12 protein-coding genes are annotated in these 14,854 nt (G+C 61.8%); 5 read left to right on the forward strand and 7 right to left on the reverse strand.

The window, feature by feature from the left end:
- Window positions 1-9 precede the first annotated feature (9 nt).
- From KF821_10680 to rpsP, 5 genes are all read right to left on the reverse strand, one after another.
- A complete protein-coding gene (locus tag KF821_10680; protein ID MBX3006276.1) occupies window positions 10-1,119 on the reverse strand; it encodes a mannose-1-phosphate guanylyltransferase in 1,110 nt (369 codons plus the stop codon).
- Window positions 1,112-2,233 carry a DNA-processing protein DprA gene (gene dprA / locus KF821_10685; GenBank protein MBX3006277.1) on the reverse strand — a complete coding sequence of 374 codons (1,122 nt, stop codon included), beginning with the start codon at window positions 2,231-2,233 and terminating at the stop codon, window positions 1,112-1,114. The genes KF821_10680 and dprA overlap by 8 nt, the downstream gene beginning before the upstream one ends.
- Window positions 2,234-2,332: 99 nt before the next feature.
- A complete protein-coding gene (gene rimM / locus KF821_10690; protein MBX3006278.1) occupies window positions 2,333-2,830 on the reverse strand; it encodes a 16S rRNA processing protein RimM in 498 nt (165 codons plus the stop codon).
- Between the two features lie 92 nt (window positions 2,831-2,922).
- Window positions 2,923-3,159, reverse strand: a complete 237-nt coding sequence (locus KF821_10695) for a KH domain-containing protein (GenBank protein ID MBX3006279.1) — start codon at window positions 3,157-3,159, stop codon at window positions 2,923-2,925.
- 6 nt (window positions 3,160-3,165) lie between these two features.
- Window positions 3,166-3,660 carry a 30S ribosomal protein S16 gene (rpsP, locus tag KF821_10700; protein ID MBX3006280.1) on the reverse strand — a complete coding sequence of 165 codons (495 nt, stop codon included), beginning with the start codon at window positions 3,658-3,660 and terminating at the stop codon, window positions 3,166-3,168.
- A 247-nt stretch (window positions 3,661-3,907) separates the two neighbouring features.
- Here rpsP and KF821_10705 point away from each other — a divergent pair, with 247 nt between their 5' ends.
- On the forward strand, window positions 3,908-4,765 hold the full coding sequence (locus tag KF821_10705) for a DegV family protein (protein MBX3006281.1): 858 nt from the start codon (window positions 3,908-3,910) through the stop codon (window positions 4,763-4,765).
- 117 nt (window positions 4,766-4,882) lie between these two features.
- On the opposite strand, the gene KF821_10710 is transcribed toward KF821_10705, so the two are convergent.
- Window positions 4,883-6,187 (reverse strand): thymidine phosphorylase, encoded by a 1,305-nt coding sequence (locus KF821_10710; GenBank protein ID MBX3006282.1) that lies wholly within the window; start codon window positions 6,185-6,187, stop codon window positions 4,883-4,885.
- A gap of 108 nt (window positions 6,188-6,295) precedes the next feature.
- Between KF821_10710 and KF821_10715 the strand changes: the two genes are divergently transcribed.
- From KF821_10715 to KF821_10730, 4 genes are all read left to right on the forward strand, one after another.
- On the forward strand, window positions 6,296-9,508 hold the full coding sequence (locus KF821_10715) for a hypothetical protein (protein ID MBX3006283.1): 3,213 nt from the start codon (window positions 6,296-6,298) through the stop codon (window positions 9,506-9,508).
- Window positions 9,509-9,710: 202 nt separating this feature from the next.
- Window positions 9,711-9,905, forward strand: a complete 195-nt coding sequence (locus tag KF821_10720; protein ID MBX3006284.1) for a hypothetical protein — start codon at window positions 9,711-9,713, stop codon at window positions 9,903-9,905.
- 39 nt (window positions 9,906-9,944) lie between these two features.
- Window positions 9,945-10,160, forward strand: coding sequence for a hypothetical protein (locus KF821_10725; protein MBX3006285.1), 216 nt, complete (start codon window positions 9,945-9,947; stop codon window positions 10,158-10,160).
- An 83-nt stretch (window positions 10,161-10,243) separates the two neighbouring features.
- Window positions 10,244-13,756 carry a GAF domain-containing protein gene (locus KF821_10730; GenBank protein MBX3006286.1) on the forward strand — a complete coding sequence of 1,171 codons (3,513 nt, stop codon included), beginning with the start codon at window positions 10,244-10,246 and terminating at the stop codon, window positions 13,754-13,756.
- Here the strand turns inward: KF821_10730 and queA are convergent.
- Complete coding sequence (gene queA, locus KF821_10735) at window positions 13,753-14,769, reverse strand: tRNA preQ1(34) S-adenosylmethionine ribosyltransferase-isomerase QueA (GenBank protein MBX3006287.1); 1,017 nt, start codon at window positions 14,767-14,769, stop codon at window positions 13,753-13,755. The genes KF821_10730 and queA overlap by 4 nt on opposite strands.
- Window positions 14,770-14,854: the final 85 nt, after the last annotated feature.

Genomic DNA, 14,854 nt, shown 5'->3' on the forward strand with positions numbered 1-14,854 from the left:
TCATCATGGTTACAGATACTTCTGTAACCCTTTTTCTTTCAGGGCTTCAATGACCTGGCGCACATCCTGGGCGCGCTCACGGGAGCAAATTAATAGCACATCTCCGGTGTCTACGACCACCAAATCCTTGACGCCAACGGTAACGATGAGACGCTCTGGCGTGTTGCTGGCGCCGTGCACCAAGGAATCATGGCTATCGAGGTCATGGTGGTGTGGATGCAGCGCCAGATTGCCGTTGGCGTCGGCGGGCAGCACCTCAAACAGCGAGGTCCACGAGCCGACATCGTTCCAGGCCAATTCCTTGGCGGGGATGACGGCGACGTTGGCGGCATGCTCCATGACGCCATAGTCAATCGTCTGGGCGGCGATGCGCGGCCATTCGTGGGCGATCACGCTGTCGTAGTCTGGCGTGCCCATGGCGGCGGCCACAGTTTGCAGCGTGGCGTGCAGGTCTGGCATTTGCTGGGCAAATTCCTGCAGGATACGCTCAATGGTCCAGATAAACATGCCGGAATTCCAGGCATAGTCACCGGAAGCGAGCATGGCTTCAGCTTCTGGCAGGCTGGGCTTCTCTTTGAAGCGCTTGACCTTGTGGGCAACAAAGCCGCCGAATTCGCCCAGACTCTCACCCATGTGGATGTAGCCATATTGCGTGGCGGGGAAGGCCGGGTCAATACCCAGGGTAACCAGCGGCCCGGTCTGCGCCAGGGCCACAGCGGCTTCGAGGTAGCGGTGGAAGCCAGTTTCGTTGCCAATGTAGTGGTCAGCGGTGAGCACGATCATCACGGCCTGCGGGTCACGCTGGCCGAGGGCGGCAGCGGCCAAGCCAATGGCGGCGGCGGTGCCGCGTGGCTGCGGCTCTAGAATGTAATTCTCGGTGGGCAGCTCGGGGGCGTGAGTCTTGAGCTGGTCAGCCTGCTGCTGGCTGGTGACCACCAAAATGCGCTCGGGCGGCAGCAGGGCTTGCAAACGCTGCACGGCGATCTGGAACAGGCTGCGCTCCTCGATGAGGGTGAGCATCTGCTTGGGCTTGGACTGGCGCGAGAGCGGCCAGAGCCGCGTGCCGCCGCCGCCGGCCATGATCACGGCGTAGGCGTGTTGCATCACAGGCTTAGCCATAAGTAGCCCCCAGTTCGCGGGCGGCCACATAGGCCATGCCGCCCACATGGCGCACCAAACCTTTGAGCTCCATCAAGGTCAGCGTGGAGGAGACTTGGGCGATGGGCAGGGCCGCACGAGCGCCAATCTCATTGAGGTGCAGCGGCTCAGCCCCTAGCAGGCGGTAGAGCGCAGCCTCGGTGGCGTCTGTGGGCAATGCCTGGCGGGCATCTTTGTTGGCTTGCATCGTTTCCAGGTTCAACACCTTTAGTAAGTTCTCAAACTGCGTTAGTGGGTGTGCCCCACGTTCAATCAGCATATTGCATCCCTTGCTTTGCGGCGCATAGATCGGGCCGGGCACAGCAAAGACCTCGCGGCCTTGCTCAGCGGCAAAGCCAGCGGTGATCAACGCCCCGCTGCGCTCACCCGCCTCGATGACCACCACCGCCTGCGAGAGGCCGGAGATGATGCGGTTGCGCGGCGGGAAGTTGGCCGCATCCGGCGGAGTGCCCAGCGCATAGTCGCTGAGCACGGCACCGCGCTTGATCATCTCTTCGGCCAGGCCGCGGTTGGCAGCGGGATAGACACTATCCAACCCATGTGCCACTACGGCTAGCGTGCGGCCGCCGGCGCGCAGGGCGGCGGTGTGCGCCAGGGCGTCCACGCCGCGCGCCAGCCCACTTACCACGGTGATGCCGCGCTGCGCCAGAAAGGTAGCTAGCTCTTGCGCCACCTGGCGGCCGTAGGCGGTCACCTCGCGGCTGCCGACAATGGCCACGGCCCATTCATCCTCAGGCAGCAGATCGCCACGCAGGTAGAGTACCGGCGGGGCTTGCTCGAGCTCGCGCAGGCGGCGGGGATATTCGTCATCCTCCCACACCAGGGCACGCACGCCGTACTGCGCCAGGCGGGCGGGAACCTTGTCCAGCTCCAGGCTCTGGCGCGCCTGCACCAAGCCATTGACGGCGGCGGGCGGCAGGCCAGCCGCTTGCCATTGGGCCGGCGTGGCGGCCCATGCAGCCGCGGCGCTGCCAAAGGCCTCCAGCAGCAAACGGAAGCGCACGGCGCCTACATTTTTAACGCTGGTGAGTGCAATGCGGCTGAGCTTTTCGCTATCCATGGGTGGCGTAGGCATGCTGGCCCTCAAAACGGCAACCAGAATACCACAGGCATACCAAGGATGAAGAATGAGGGATGAAGGATGAGTTAGAACATCCCCCACGGTTCTTCATTATTACTTCTCGGGCAGCAGGCCGGGCAGCAGGTGCACGCGCATGCGCTTAGCGGCAATGTCGGTCTCCAGCACTACGTCCGCGATGGCGGGCAACAGCACTTCCCCATAGGTGGGCGATTGCACCACGTAGACATCATTGGCGCCGGTCTCCAGCACCTGGGTGAGCTGGCCCAGCGCCTCTCCGCTATCGGTGAGAACCTGCAAACCGAGCAGTTGGTAACGGTAAAACTGGCCGGGCGGCAATGGCGGGCTGTCTTGCACGCGCGAGAACAGCGGTGCATTGCGCACCTGCTCCAGGGAGGCACGATCGGGAAATTCTTTGAACGCCAGCAGCACGCCGTTATCTACCGGGCGCACGCTGCGAATGGTGACCGGGCGATGGTCTTCACCCAGGAAGAACACCGCGCCGGGTTTGAAGCGCTCGGGGAAATCGGTTTCGATGGAGGCTTGCAGCTCGCCGCGCAGGCCATGCGGGCGGCGCAAGACGGCCACCAACACAAAGTCAGGCTCGCGAAAAACTGCCGAGCCTGACTGGGAGGGCTTGCCTTCATTTGCCTTGCGGCGAGTGTTGGCTCTGTGACGTCGCGAGGTCAATCAGGTTCCGAGATGTGCAGGCTGGCGTGTTTGCCATCTTGCGAGGCGGCTACCTGCAGCAACAGGCGAATGGCATTGGCGACGCGCCCGTTGCGGCCAATGATGCGCCCCATATCTTCTTTGGCCACTTGCAAGGCGAGCTCATTGCCCTCGCCACGGCGGCGCGGGCGCACCTGCACCTGGGTAGGATCATCTACCAGGGAACGGGCGATGTATTCGATGAGCGCTTGCATAGCTGCTTATTCAGCGGCAGGGGCGTCGTCTGCGGGAGCGGCCTCGGCCGGCGCTTCAGCTTCGGCGGCAGGGGCCTCAGCCACTGGCGCAGCCGGAGCAGCCGCGGCGGCGGCAGCGGCCGCCAGGTTCTTCTTGTTGCGGCTGGAAGACGCCGGAGCCGGGCGGCGAGTGCGCTGGTCAGCATTGCGCAGCTTGGCGGCGGCATCGGCCTCGGCCAGCAGGGTCTCGATGGCCTCGCCGGCTTTGAAGCGCACATAGCGATCCAGCAAGCCAGCCTGCTTGAAGACCTGCTCGGCCGATTCGCTGGGCTGGGCACCATTGCCGATCCAGTGATAAATGCGGTCTTCCTTCAGCACAATCGTGGCCGGCTGAGTGCGCGGGTTGTAGGAACCCAGCACCTCAATAAAACGGCCTTTGACCGGGCTTTCTTTATCTGCGGCTACGATACGAAAGCTAGCCTGGTTATGGCCGCCCACGCGGCGCAATCTGATCCGTACCATCTACAACAAGCTCCTCAAGTAAACGTTAACTAGGCCCTGCCGATGGCAAAGCCCATGTGTAGTTTTATCACTACAAACGGCGGGTGATTGTAGCCGCTAAGCGGCGGCGGGTCAAGAGCGCGCTTTAGGCCCCAGGGCGGGCGGTAACGGGCGCGCTCTTGTAGGCTGGCCGAGTTTCCACTACACTTAGCCACTACCCTATTTTACGTGCCCGCCCCGGCACACGAATCATCTGTGAGGAGAGAGCATGGCCAAAGTTGCAATCATTACCGATAGTACCACCTACCTTCCCAAAGAGCTGAGCGAGGGCCTGAACATCAACATTGTGCCCACGGTGGTAATTTGGAACGGGGAGGAACTGCGCGATGGCGTGGATATCCAGCCCGACGAGTTTTACGAACGCCTGGCTAAGGCAGATAGCATGCCCAGCACCTCGCAGCCCTCGCCGGCCGCCTTCAAGGACATGTACGAGAAGTTGAAGAAAGATGGCTATAGCGACATTTTGGGCCTGTTTGTTTCCGCCAAGCTCTCGGGCACGATCAGCTCAGCCAACCAGGCCAAAGAGCTGGTCAGTGGCATCAATATCGAAGTGATGGACGGGCATTCGGCTTCGATGGGCACCGGCTGGGCGCTGCTGGAAGCGGCCAAGGCCGCCAAGGCGGGCAAATCGCTGCAAGACTGCGCGGCGATCGCCAAGAAGGCCGGTGAGCACACCGGCTTGATGCTGCTGGTGGATACGCTGGAGTTCCTGCACCGCGGCGGCCGTATCGGCGGCGGGGCGCGCTTCCTGGGCACGGCGTTGAACCTGAAGCCGATCCTGGAAGTGGAAGATGGCGCCCTGGAAGCCCGCGAGCGCGTGCGCACCAAGGCCAAGGCGTTGGCGCGTGTGCTGGAGCTGGTGGAAGAACGCATCGGCGGCCGCACACCGCTGCACCTGGCGGTAGTGCACGCCAACGCCGAGGCGGATGCCAAGGCGCTGCTGGATGAGGCCAAAGCGCGCTTCAACCCGACGATGACCGCAGTAACCGCGGTGAGCCCTTCGGTGGGCACGCACACTGGCCCGGGTACACTGGGCGTGGCGTTTATGGCGGGGTATCAAGGGTAGCAATCAGCGATCAGCTTTTAGCTATCAGCTAAATCAACTTCAAAAACAAAAACAAGCCCTGCGAATTCGCAGGGCTTGTTTTTGTTTAAAGTTGATTGCTGAACGCTGACAGCTGGTCTACTTCACCACCCCATAGGAGTGCGGCAGCGGCTTGACTTTGCTGGCCGACCACTGGTGCGCGCCGAGCACACGCGCCCGGGCCGCGGCGAGCGATTGTTTGGAGTTGGCGTGCAACTCAAATAGGGCTTCGCCCTTGGCCACCTTGTCGCCCACTTTGTGCAGCACCACGATGCCCACGGCGGGGTCAATCGCATCGCCCTTCTTGGCGCGGCCGGCGCCCATCTCTACAGAGGTTTCGCCGACGGTCTTGGCGTCGATCCATTTCAGGTAGCCGCTCTTGGGGGCCTTCACAACTTCCACAAAGGGCGCCTTGGGCAGCTTCTCGGGATCATCCACATAGCGGACATCGCCGCCTTGCGCGGCCACCAGCTTGCGGAAGCGCTCGAAGGCGCCGCCATTCTGCAGGCTGGCCTCGGCCAGCTTGCGGGCCGCTGCCAGGCTGCTGGCGCCCTCGCCCAGCACGATGAGCTGGCTGGCCACTTCGAGGCAATGCTCGCGGAAATCCGCCGGGCCAGCGCCATGCAGGGTAGCGATGGCTTCCTTGACTTCAAGGGCATTGCCCACGGCGAAGCCGAGCGGCTGGTTCATATCCGAAAGCAGGCAAACGGCTTTGCGGCCGGCGCGCTTGGCAATGCGCACCATCAACTGCGCCAGCTCTTTGGCTTGCGGCAGCGTTTTCATGAACGCGCCCACCCCCACCTTCACATCCAGCACCATGCGTTGGGCGCCGCCGGCGATCTTCTTGCTCATGATGGAAGAGGCGATCAGCGCCATCGAATCAACGGTGCCGGTGACATCGCGCAGAGCGTACATCTTGCCATCCGCCGGCGCCAAATCACCGGTTTGGCCGGTGAGCACCACGCCAAGCGTCTTGAGCTGGCGCAGGAATTCTTTCTGGGTCAGGTTGGTGCGGAAGCCGGGAATGGCCTCCATTTTGTCGAGCGTGCCGCCGCTGAAGCCCAGGCCGCGGCCAGACATTTTGCCGACGCGCAGGCCACAGGCCGAGACGACCGGCTCCACCACCAAAGTAGTTTTATCCCCCACCCCGCCGGTGGAATGTTTATCCAGGGCAATATCCACCACGCCACTCAGATCGAGCACATCGCCCGAATGGGCCATCGCCAGGGTGAGATCGGTGGTTTCGCGGTCACTCATCCCGTTGAGCAGCACCGCCATGGCCCAGGCCGCGGCCTGATAGTCGGCCACGCTGCCATCGGTGAAGCCCTGAACGAAGAATTCAATTTCCTCGCGGGTCAGTTCCAGGCCATCACGCTTCTTAATGATCAGATCCACAGTTCGCATAACACCTCACTGGGAAAATTATACTAATGCCCCATCCACCGTTCGGGCTCAACATTCAGGGCGGATTGCCCTACAATAAGCCTGTACGGAAAGGCTGTACTTCGCCGAATGACTATTCTGCTGACCAAGGTGCGTGCCCCGCAACGTCGCAAGGACGTGCTGCGGCGCGTGCGCCTGGTGGATACGCTGCACCAAAACCTGCACCGCAAGCTGACCTTTGTATCGGCGCCGGCGGGCTACGGCAAAACCACGCTGCTGGTGGATTTTGCCGCTGATGTAGATGCTCACGTCTGCTGGTATCGCGTAGGGCCGGAGGATGGCGATCTGGTGCAATTTGCCCTGCACATTGTGGCCGCCTTCCAGCAGCAATTCCCCGGCTTCGGCGAAGCCCTGGAGGAACACCTGAACACGCCCGGTGCCACGCCGGATGCGCCCAGCATTGCTACTGAGCTGATCAATGCGATCCAGGAGCAGGTCAAAGATTTTTGTGTGCTGGTGCTGGATGACTATCATCTGGCAGGCGAGAACCAGCAGATCGTCGATTTTCTCGAAAGCCTGCTGGAGCATCTGCCCGACCATTTGCGTATTCTGATCGGCTCGCGCAGCGTTTACGGCATCCCCGCCGCCAGCCTGTATATTCGTGATGAGCTAGTGACGATCAGCGCGGATGAGTTGCGCTTCCGCGCCGATGAGCTGCAAAAGCTGGTGCTGCAAAACTATCGCATGCGGCTGACGCAGGAGGAAGCCGAGGAGCTGGCCAAGCGTGCTGACGGATGGATCGTGGCGCTGTTGCTGGCGGTGCGCGCCATCAGCCACGGCGCGCTGCCGCGCTTCCTGGGGGACACCGAGCAGGTTTACACCTACTTGGCCGAAGAAGTCGTCAACCAACAAAGCGAAGAGCTGCGGGCGTTTATGCTGGGCGCCTCGGTGTTCAGCGATTTTAGCGAAGCGCAGTGTAACTTCCTGCTGCAACGCCAGGATTCGGGCCAGATGCTGCGCGCTCTCGAAGAACGCAACTTGTTCGTCAGCCGCACCGAAACGCGCGAGGGGACCAGCTACCGCTTCCACCAGTTATTTGCCGAATTCCTGCAGGATTACTTCGCACGGCATGACGCCGCACGCCTGCACCACTTGCAAAGCCGCGCCGCCGAATGGCATTTTGCCCGCCAGGAATGGGAGAGCGCGGTAGCCTTCAAACTGGCCGCCGGCGAAACCGAGCAGGCCGCCGAGTGGATGGATGCCGCCGCCGAGCACTTCTACACCACCGGGCGCCAGGCCCTGCTGGCGCGCTGGCTGGAAGAATTAGGCACGGCGCCGGCCCTGTGCCAATTGGCGCCACGCCTGCTGCTCTACCAGGCTAAATCGCTCGGCAACCAAAACCAATTTGAGGAGTGCCTCAAGCTGCTGGCCGAAGCCGAGCCGGTGCTGCGTGACCGTGGTGATGTACAGCTATTGGCCAATGCGCTGATCACGCGTGGCATGGTCTATCGTTTTACCGGCAATACCAATGGCGCCATCGGCCTGGCCGATGCAGCACAGGAGTTGTTGAGCGAGACACGCTCCTACCAGTGGTACCAAGCCGAACGTTTGCGCGGCGTTTCCTTGCACTTGCAGGGCCAGACCCGCACGGGCATCCATCACCTGGAAGATGCGGTGCGCGGCTTGCGCCAACTGGCCGCCGAAGGGCAAGACAAGCTCAAAGGGGTATACGTCTTCAATCTGGCTGAATGCCTGAGCGATCTAGGCTGGATCCATATTGTCAACGGGCAGATCCTGCTGGCACAGCAAGCGTTTCAGGAAGCATTGGATATTCATGTCAGCATCCGCAGCAATCTGGGGGCGTTAGCGGCGGCGCGCAACAACATCGCTTATCTGCACCACCAGGTAGGCCACTACCCCGCCGCCTGGAAGGAGTACTCGCTGGCATTGGGGCACGCCCACGCCTCAGGGCAGGTGCGCGCCGAGATTGCCATTCTGAGCGGCCAGGGGGAGCTGCTGCTGGACCTGGGCGAGCTGGCGGAGGCGGAGGCGGTTTTCGAACACGCCTTGCAGCTTGGCCAGCGTGACGCGCAACTGGACCTGGCCTTGATCTATGCCGGCCAGGCGCGCGTGCAGCGCCTGCAGGGCAATGGCAACGAGGCGATGGCGTTGCTGCGCCAGGCCGCCAGCAAACCCAGCAACACCTTTGGCAGCGATGACTATGCTCTGGAATTGGGCTGCATTTATCTAGCGATGGGCCAAACCGTACTGGCACGCGAAGAATTCGCCAAGTGCCTGGTTAATGCCCAAGACGGCCAGCCACGCCCCAGCACGCCGCTGGCCGCCTTTCACCAGGCGCTGCTGCTGCACGCCGCAGGCGAGCTGCCGGCTGCCGAGGATCTGTTTGCCCTGGCGCTGCAGATCGCCGCACGCCTGGGCTATGACCAGTTCCTGGTGGTAGCGGCACAACGCCACCTGGAGGCGTTGGCCCGCGCGCTGGCCGATGTGCAGCTGCCCGCGCTGGAGAAGTTGCATGCCCGTGCAGCAGCCTTCCAGCCGGGGCGCGCCAACCTGGGCCCGCCCAGCCCGGTGGAGCAAGTGCCCGATACCAACCTGGAGGTGCACGCCTTTGGCAGCAGCACGGTAAGCAAGGATGGCGCCGCGATCCACAGCGCGGTGTGGCGTTCTAGCCGTGCCAAGGCGCTCTTCTTTTATATATTGGATCAAGGCAGGGTGCGCAAAGAAGCCATCGGCCTGGATTTCTGGCCAGACTTCAGCATCAGTAAGATCAGCAGCAACTTCCACGCCACGCTATGGCGTGTGCGCCAGGCGCTAGGCTTCAAGGAAGCCATCGTTTTCGAAGACGAAAGCTACAGCTTGCACCACAGTCTGCACGTATGGTACGACGTGGCTGAATTTCAAAATTATCTGGCGATGGCCGGGGCCAGCGGGCTGGCGGATGCCGAGCGGGCCGAGCTGCTGCGCCAGGCGATCCGCCTGTACCGTGGGCCCTTTATGGAAGACCTGTACATGGAATGGGTAGACCAGCGCCGCGAGGTGCTGCGCGGCCGCTACCTGGATGCCTTGATAAGCCTGGGTGAGATCGAGATGCGTGGCAAGCGCTTCCGCGAAGCGCGCGAGACCTATGAACGCATCGTCGCCAGCGACCCGTATCGTGATGAAGCGCACCTGGCCCTGATGAAGAGCATGGTCGCCTCGGGCGCCACCTCCACCGCGCTGGCCCACTATAAGGACTATAAGGCCCTGCTACGCCATGAACTGAACGCCGAGCCGATCGAGGCGCTGCAGGAGTATTACCAACAATTGATCATCAACGTGTAGAACAAAAATACGCACCCTTGCGTTTGCACTTCACCGGTGCGCAACCGGAAACGTGCCAAACGGCAAGGAAATTGCAACTTAATCGCCAGGTAATGAAAAAGCTACTCGAAATTGGGTGGCTTTTTTTGACATTTGGTCATAGCTGCGTTCATAGGTGCATTCGTAGAATGTGGCCAATCTAATCTACAGGAGATTTACCAACATGATCAAGCAGACCAGCTTCTCTTACCCCATCGGTGGCGGCATCGGCTCCGGCCCGCAGGCTAGCTACCCTATCGGCGGCGGCATCGGCTCCGGCCCGCAGGCCAGCTACCCCATTGGCGGCGGCATCGGTTCCGGCCCGCAGGCCAGCTACCCCATCGGCGGCGGCATCGGCTCCGGCCCGGCCACGCGCTAATCCAGCCCTGACCTTTACGCACACCCAACGGAGACCCCAATGTCCAAGCTCAAACTGAACGCTATTGCCACTCTCGCGCTGGTAGACCAGGATTTCAAGGCAGCCATGCTGAGCGGCCGCTTGCAGGAAAAACTGAGCGCGTTCCAATTGAATGAAGAAGAAATGCGCGCCGTCACCGCTATCCAGGCCATGGATCTCGATCAATTCATGCACCGCCTGGGCACCCTGATTCAGGCCGCGCCCGCAGTACACTAAGCATTCCGTGGGGCTTTCCTCGGCCTACGCCGCAGGATACTGGCCCCTTAACATGACGCATGCCCGTACGTTGAGCGGCGCTTATGGATGCAAACACAATGCTGCTGGCCTCCTTCAACGATTCACGTTCCCGTCGAGCTTCGTCGGGCAATGACTTCTCGCGTAATCTGAGCAAAGTCAAGGCCCTGATCGAGCATATTGCCGAGGCCGTATTGATTCTGCAGGCCGATAACGGCCAAGTGCTGGCGGCCAACCAGAGTGCCGTGCTGCTATTTGAAGCCGAAGAAAACCGCCTGCAGCAGCACAACTTTGAACAGCTAAGCCAAACGGGCCAGGGGGAACTGGACCGTTACCGCGCCTTGGCGCGGCAAGGCGAGACACCCGAAACGCCGTGGGCCGGGCGCACCCCTGCCGGCAAACCGATCAACGGCAAAATTCAATTAAGCCACCTACCGCTCAAAGATACGGACCTGATCCGCGTCACGATCAGCAACCCCGAAAACCTGCCCATTCCCTGGCTGCATGAAAGCACCGATGGTCAGCATACCGATGAGCTCGCCGCGCTGGCGCTCACCGGAGCCAGCATTAGCTCCAGCCTGGATATTGACAAAGTATTGCAGGTGGTGGGGTACCAACTGATCAACCTGTTGGATGTACACACCTTTATTGCGTACGACTGGCTGGCGGATACCCAAGCCTTACGCCTGCGCCACAGCTACGACAAAGTGCCCAGCCACCCACCGCAGGCCATCGCCGCGCATATGGACGTGAGCGCCGCGCTGGAAGCGGGCCAATCGATGCAACGCCAACGCACGCAAAGCAACCTTGCCGCCGCCGAGAAGAAGGCCTTGCAACGCGCCGGGGTGGAAACGGTATTGCTGGTGCCGCTGATCGCCCAGAGCAAGATCATCGGGTTGGTGGAATTGCAAGACCGTGAAGCACTGCGCAGCTTCTCCAGCCGTGAGATCTACCTGGCGCAAACCCTGTGCCAGCAAGCTGCAGTGGCGATCGAGAACGCGCGCCTGTTCCAAGCCACCCGCCGCCAACTGCAAGAGTTGACCATTTTGCAGCAGGTGGCCAATGCCACCACCGAGGCCAACAGCGAAGATGAGCTGATCGAAAGTGCAACCCAGCTCATTCGCCATAGTATTTATTCGGATAACTTCGGCATCATTCTGTTGGCCGAGAACAGCCAAGAATTGCACATCCACCCCTCCTATGAATCGGCGCCGGAAGTGGCCGGCAAACCGATTGCCCTGGGCGTGGGCGTCACCGGGCGCGTGGCACAAACCGGCAAGCCGATGCGCATTGCGGATGCGCGCCTGGAGCCCAACTACCTGGATTACGACAAGGCCACGCTCTCCGAGCTGTGTGTGCCGATGAAGATCGGCGAACGCGTCATCGGCGTGATCAACACCGAAAGCCGTGAGCTGAACCACTTCACGGAAGACGATGAGCGCCTGCTCAGCACTCTGGCGGGCCAGTTGGCCACCGGTATTCAGCGCTTGCGCAATGCCAGCGCTGAAACCCGCCGTGCCCACCAGTTGGCCGTGCTGAACGAATTGACCACGCGCATGAGCGGCCTGTTGGAGCGCGAAAAGCTATTTGAAACGATTGTGGAGTGCCTGCACCGCCGCATGGGCTACTTCTCCACAGACATCACGCGTGTAGACGATGAAACGCAAGCCTACATCGTGGAGGCCAGTGCCGGCGCCTTCGAGGGCCGCGTCAACCGTCAGGGCTACAGCCAGGCCTTTGGCGTGGGCTTGCTGGGCCAGGCAGCGCAAAGCGGCGAGGTCGTGCTGGCCAACGATGTCAGCAAGGCTGCCAATTTTCACCATGTGGAAGGGCACGGCCCGATCCAATCAGAGCTGGTCATTCCGATCAAGATCTACAAGAAGGTCTTTGCGCTACTCAACATCGAAAGCCAGCAACTGAACGCATTTGATGATTACGAAGTGGCGGCACTCTCCACCCTGGGTGATCAGATCTCCCTGTCGTTGGAAAGCATCCAGCTGTTTGAATCGACCAAGCGCCAGCTACAAGAGCTGACCATGCTGCACGCCATCACCCAGGCGGCTGTGAATGCCAAGACCGAGAATGAGCTACTCGAACGCGCCACGGAAATCATCGGCGCCAGCTTATATACCGATAAATTCGGCTTCCTGATCATGGATGCCGAGGGCAGCGCACTGCTGGTGCACCCCTCCTATCGCGGCATCGACGAAAGCAGCCGCCAGCAGGCCGTGCCGCTCTCTCAAGGCATCACCGGCCATGTGGCCGCCACTGGCAAAGCCTGGCGCGTGCCCGATGTGTACAAAGAGCCCAATTACATGCGCGTCAACCCCAGCATGCGCTCTGAATTGTGTGTGCCGATCTTCGGCAATGACAATCGTGTGCTGGGCGTGATCAACGCCGAGAGCACACGCATCAACGCCTTCACCGAATCTGATCTGCGCTTGTTGAGCACCATCGCCGGGCAAGTCGGCACGGCGCTGGAGAAGCTGCGCCTGTTCGCGGCGGAGCGCGAACAGCGCGGCCAGGCGGAGACCTTGCGCGAAGTGGCCGCGATCCTCGGTTCAGCCGCCGACCGGGCCAGCGTGCTCAATCTGATCCTCGAGCAGCTCAAACGCGTGGTGCCCTTTGACAGTGCCTCGGTACAACTGCGGCGCGGCGACCACTTGGTGATCCACGCCGTGGCCGGTAAGCTGCCGCCGGAAACCGTGGGGCACGAATTGAACATTCAGGAAGACCGCCTGGCCCACCCGCTGCTGTTCGAACAGCGCACCCTGCTGTTCGAGGATATTGGCCAGCACCCCGATTGGATGTTGGCGCCCGGCGCGGCGCAGGTGCTCTCGTGGATCGGCGCGCCGCTGATGGCGCGCGGCGAATGCATCGGCGTGCTGACCGTGGATGGCTATACGCGCAAGCAGTTCTCGCAGGCAGATGCCGATCTGGTGGCCTCGTTTGCCATCCATGCCGGCATTGCGCTGGAGAACGTGCGCCTGTTTGAAGAAGCGCAGGATGCATATCTGCAAACCGTCAGCGCCCTGGCCAGTGCCATCGACGTGCGCGACACCTACACCAGCGGGCACAGCCAGCGCCTGGTGGACCTGGCCGTGGAAACCGGGCGCCTGCTGGGCTGCACGCCCGATGAACTGACTGATATCAAATGGGGTGCCCTACTGCACGACATTGGCAAGATCGGCGTACCCGATGAAATCTTACGCAAGCCCAGCTCGCTGGAAGCGGCCGAGCTCGACATCATGCGCCAGCACCCTGAGATCGGGGCGCGCATTGTGGAGCCAGTGCGCAACCTGGCCACGGTGGCGCCGATCATCCGTGCCCACCAGGAGCGCTACGACGGCACCGGCTACCCCGATGGCTTGCGCGGCGAGCAGATCCCCAAGATCGCGCGCATCATCAGCGTGGCGGATGCCTATGTAGCCATGACCGATGAACGCGTCTATCGCCAGGCACGCACCCAGGCGGAGGCCATCGCTGAGCTGAAGCGCTGTAGCGGCTCACAGTTTGACCCGAATGTAGTGCAAGCCTTTTTGCAGGCGTTGGAAAATTTCAGAGCGCGCAACAACTAAAGAATCAGCATCGCATCGCCAAATGAATAGAAGCGATAGCCGCGCTGGATCGCCTCCTGATACACATCCAGGATCAATTCGCGCCCCGCAAAGGCGCTCACCAGCATCAACAGGCTGGAGCGCGGCAAGTGGAAATTGGTGATCATCGCATCCACCGCCTTGAATTCGAACCCCGGCAAGATAAATAGGTCAGTACGTCCTTCGTAGGCCGCGACGCGGCCCGCGCCAGCACGCGCGGCGCTCTCTAGCGTGCGCACGCTGGTGGTGCCCACGGCCAGCACGCGCCCGCCAGCCTGGCGCGCCGCGGCCACGGCCGCGGCGGTGGCGGCGGGCAGGCGGCACCATTCGGTGTGGATGGTGTGCTGCTGCGGGTCATCCTCATGCACTGGGGCAAAGGTATCCAGGCCGACATGCAGCAGCACCTCGGCGAAGCCGGTGCCCTGCGCCTGCAAGCGGGCCAGCAGCTCAGGCGTGAAGTGCAGCCCGGCGGTGGGCGCGGCAACCGAGCCCGCCTGCTGGGCATAGACGGTTTGGTAACGCTCGCGGTCTTGCAAGGCGGTGTGGATATAGGGTGGCAGCGGCATCTGCCCGATGGAATTGAGAGCCTCGTCGAGCGGCTGGTTAAACACGATCACCCGCGCCGAGCGCTCTAGCTCTTCGACCACTTCGGCCTGCAAACCATGCCCGAGCTCGATCACCCGGCCGGGGCGTAGCCCCTTGCCGCCCACCAGCGCCTTCCAGCGCTGCGGCGCCAACTGCTCCACCAGCAAGATCTCCACCTCGCCGCCGCCGGGCTGCTTGTGGCCGTGCAGGCGCGCCGGCAGCACGCGGCTGCGGTTGGCCACCAGCAGATCATGCGGACGCAAAAACTGGCCAATTTCAGCGAAGTGGGTGTGGATGCGCTGCCCGCTGGCGCGGTCGAGCACCAGCAGGCGCGAGCTATCGCGCGGCTCGGCGGGCGTTTGGGCAATGCGCTCTTCGGGGAGCTCGTAGTCGAAGTCAGCGGTGTTCAAGACAAAAACTCTCCACAGATACACACAGATAACAAGCAGATGAACTCAGATGTATCTGCTTTATCTGTTCCAAGCATCTGTGTTT

This window comes from Anaerolineales bacterium, from assembly GCA_019637755.1.
Lineage (GTDB): Bacteria > Chloroflexota > Anaerolineae > Anaerolineales > UBA11579 > JAMCZK01.

Bases quoted from the DNA above. Each gene is read 5' to 3' on its own strand.
- KF821_10680 (MBX3006276.1), bottom strand. From the start codon at position 1,119: ATGGCTAAGCCTGTGATGCAACACGCCTACGCCGTGATCATGGCCGGC.
- dprA (MBX3006277.1), bottom strand. From the start codon at position 2,233: ATGCCTACGCCACCCATGGATAGCGAAAAGCTCAGCCGCATTGCACTC.
- KF821_10695 (MBX3006279.1), bottom strand. From the start codon at position 3,159: ATGCAAGCGCTCATCGAATACATCGCCCGTTCCCTGGTAGATGATCCT.
- rpsP (MBX3006280.1), bottom strand. From the start codon at position 3,660: ATGGTACGGATCAGATTGCGCCGCGTGGGCGGCCATAACCAGGCTAGC.
- KF821_10705 (MBX3006281.1), top strand. From the start codon at position 3,908: ATGGCCAAAGTTGCAATCATTACCGATAGTACCACCTACCTTCCCAAA.
- KF821_10710 (MBX3006282.1), bottom strand. From the start codon at position 6,187: ATGCGAACTGTGGATCTGATCATTAAGAAGCGTGATGGCCTGGAACTG.
- KF821_10715 (MBX3006283.1), top strand. From the start codon at position 6,296: ATGACTATTCTGCTGACCAAGGTGCGTGCCCCGCAACGTCGCAAGGAC.
- KF821_10720 (MBX3006284.1), top strand. From the start codon at position 9,711: ATGATCAAGCAGACCAGCTTCTCTTACCCCATCGGTGGCGGCATCGGC.
- KF821_10725 (MBX3006285.1), top strand. From the start codon at position 9,945: ATGTCCAAGCTCAAACTGAACGCTATTGCCACTCTCGCGCTGGTAGAC.
- KF821_10730 (MBX3006286.1), top strand. From the start codon at position 10,244: ATGGATGCAAACACAATGCTGCTGGCCTCCTTCAACGATTCACGTTCC.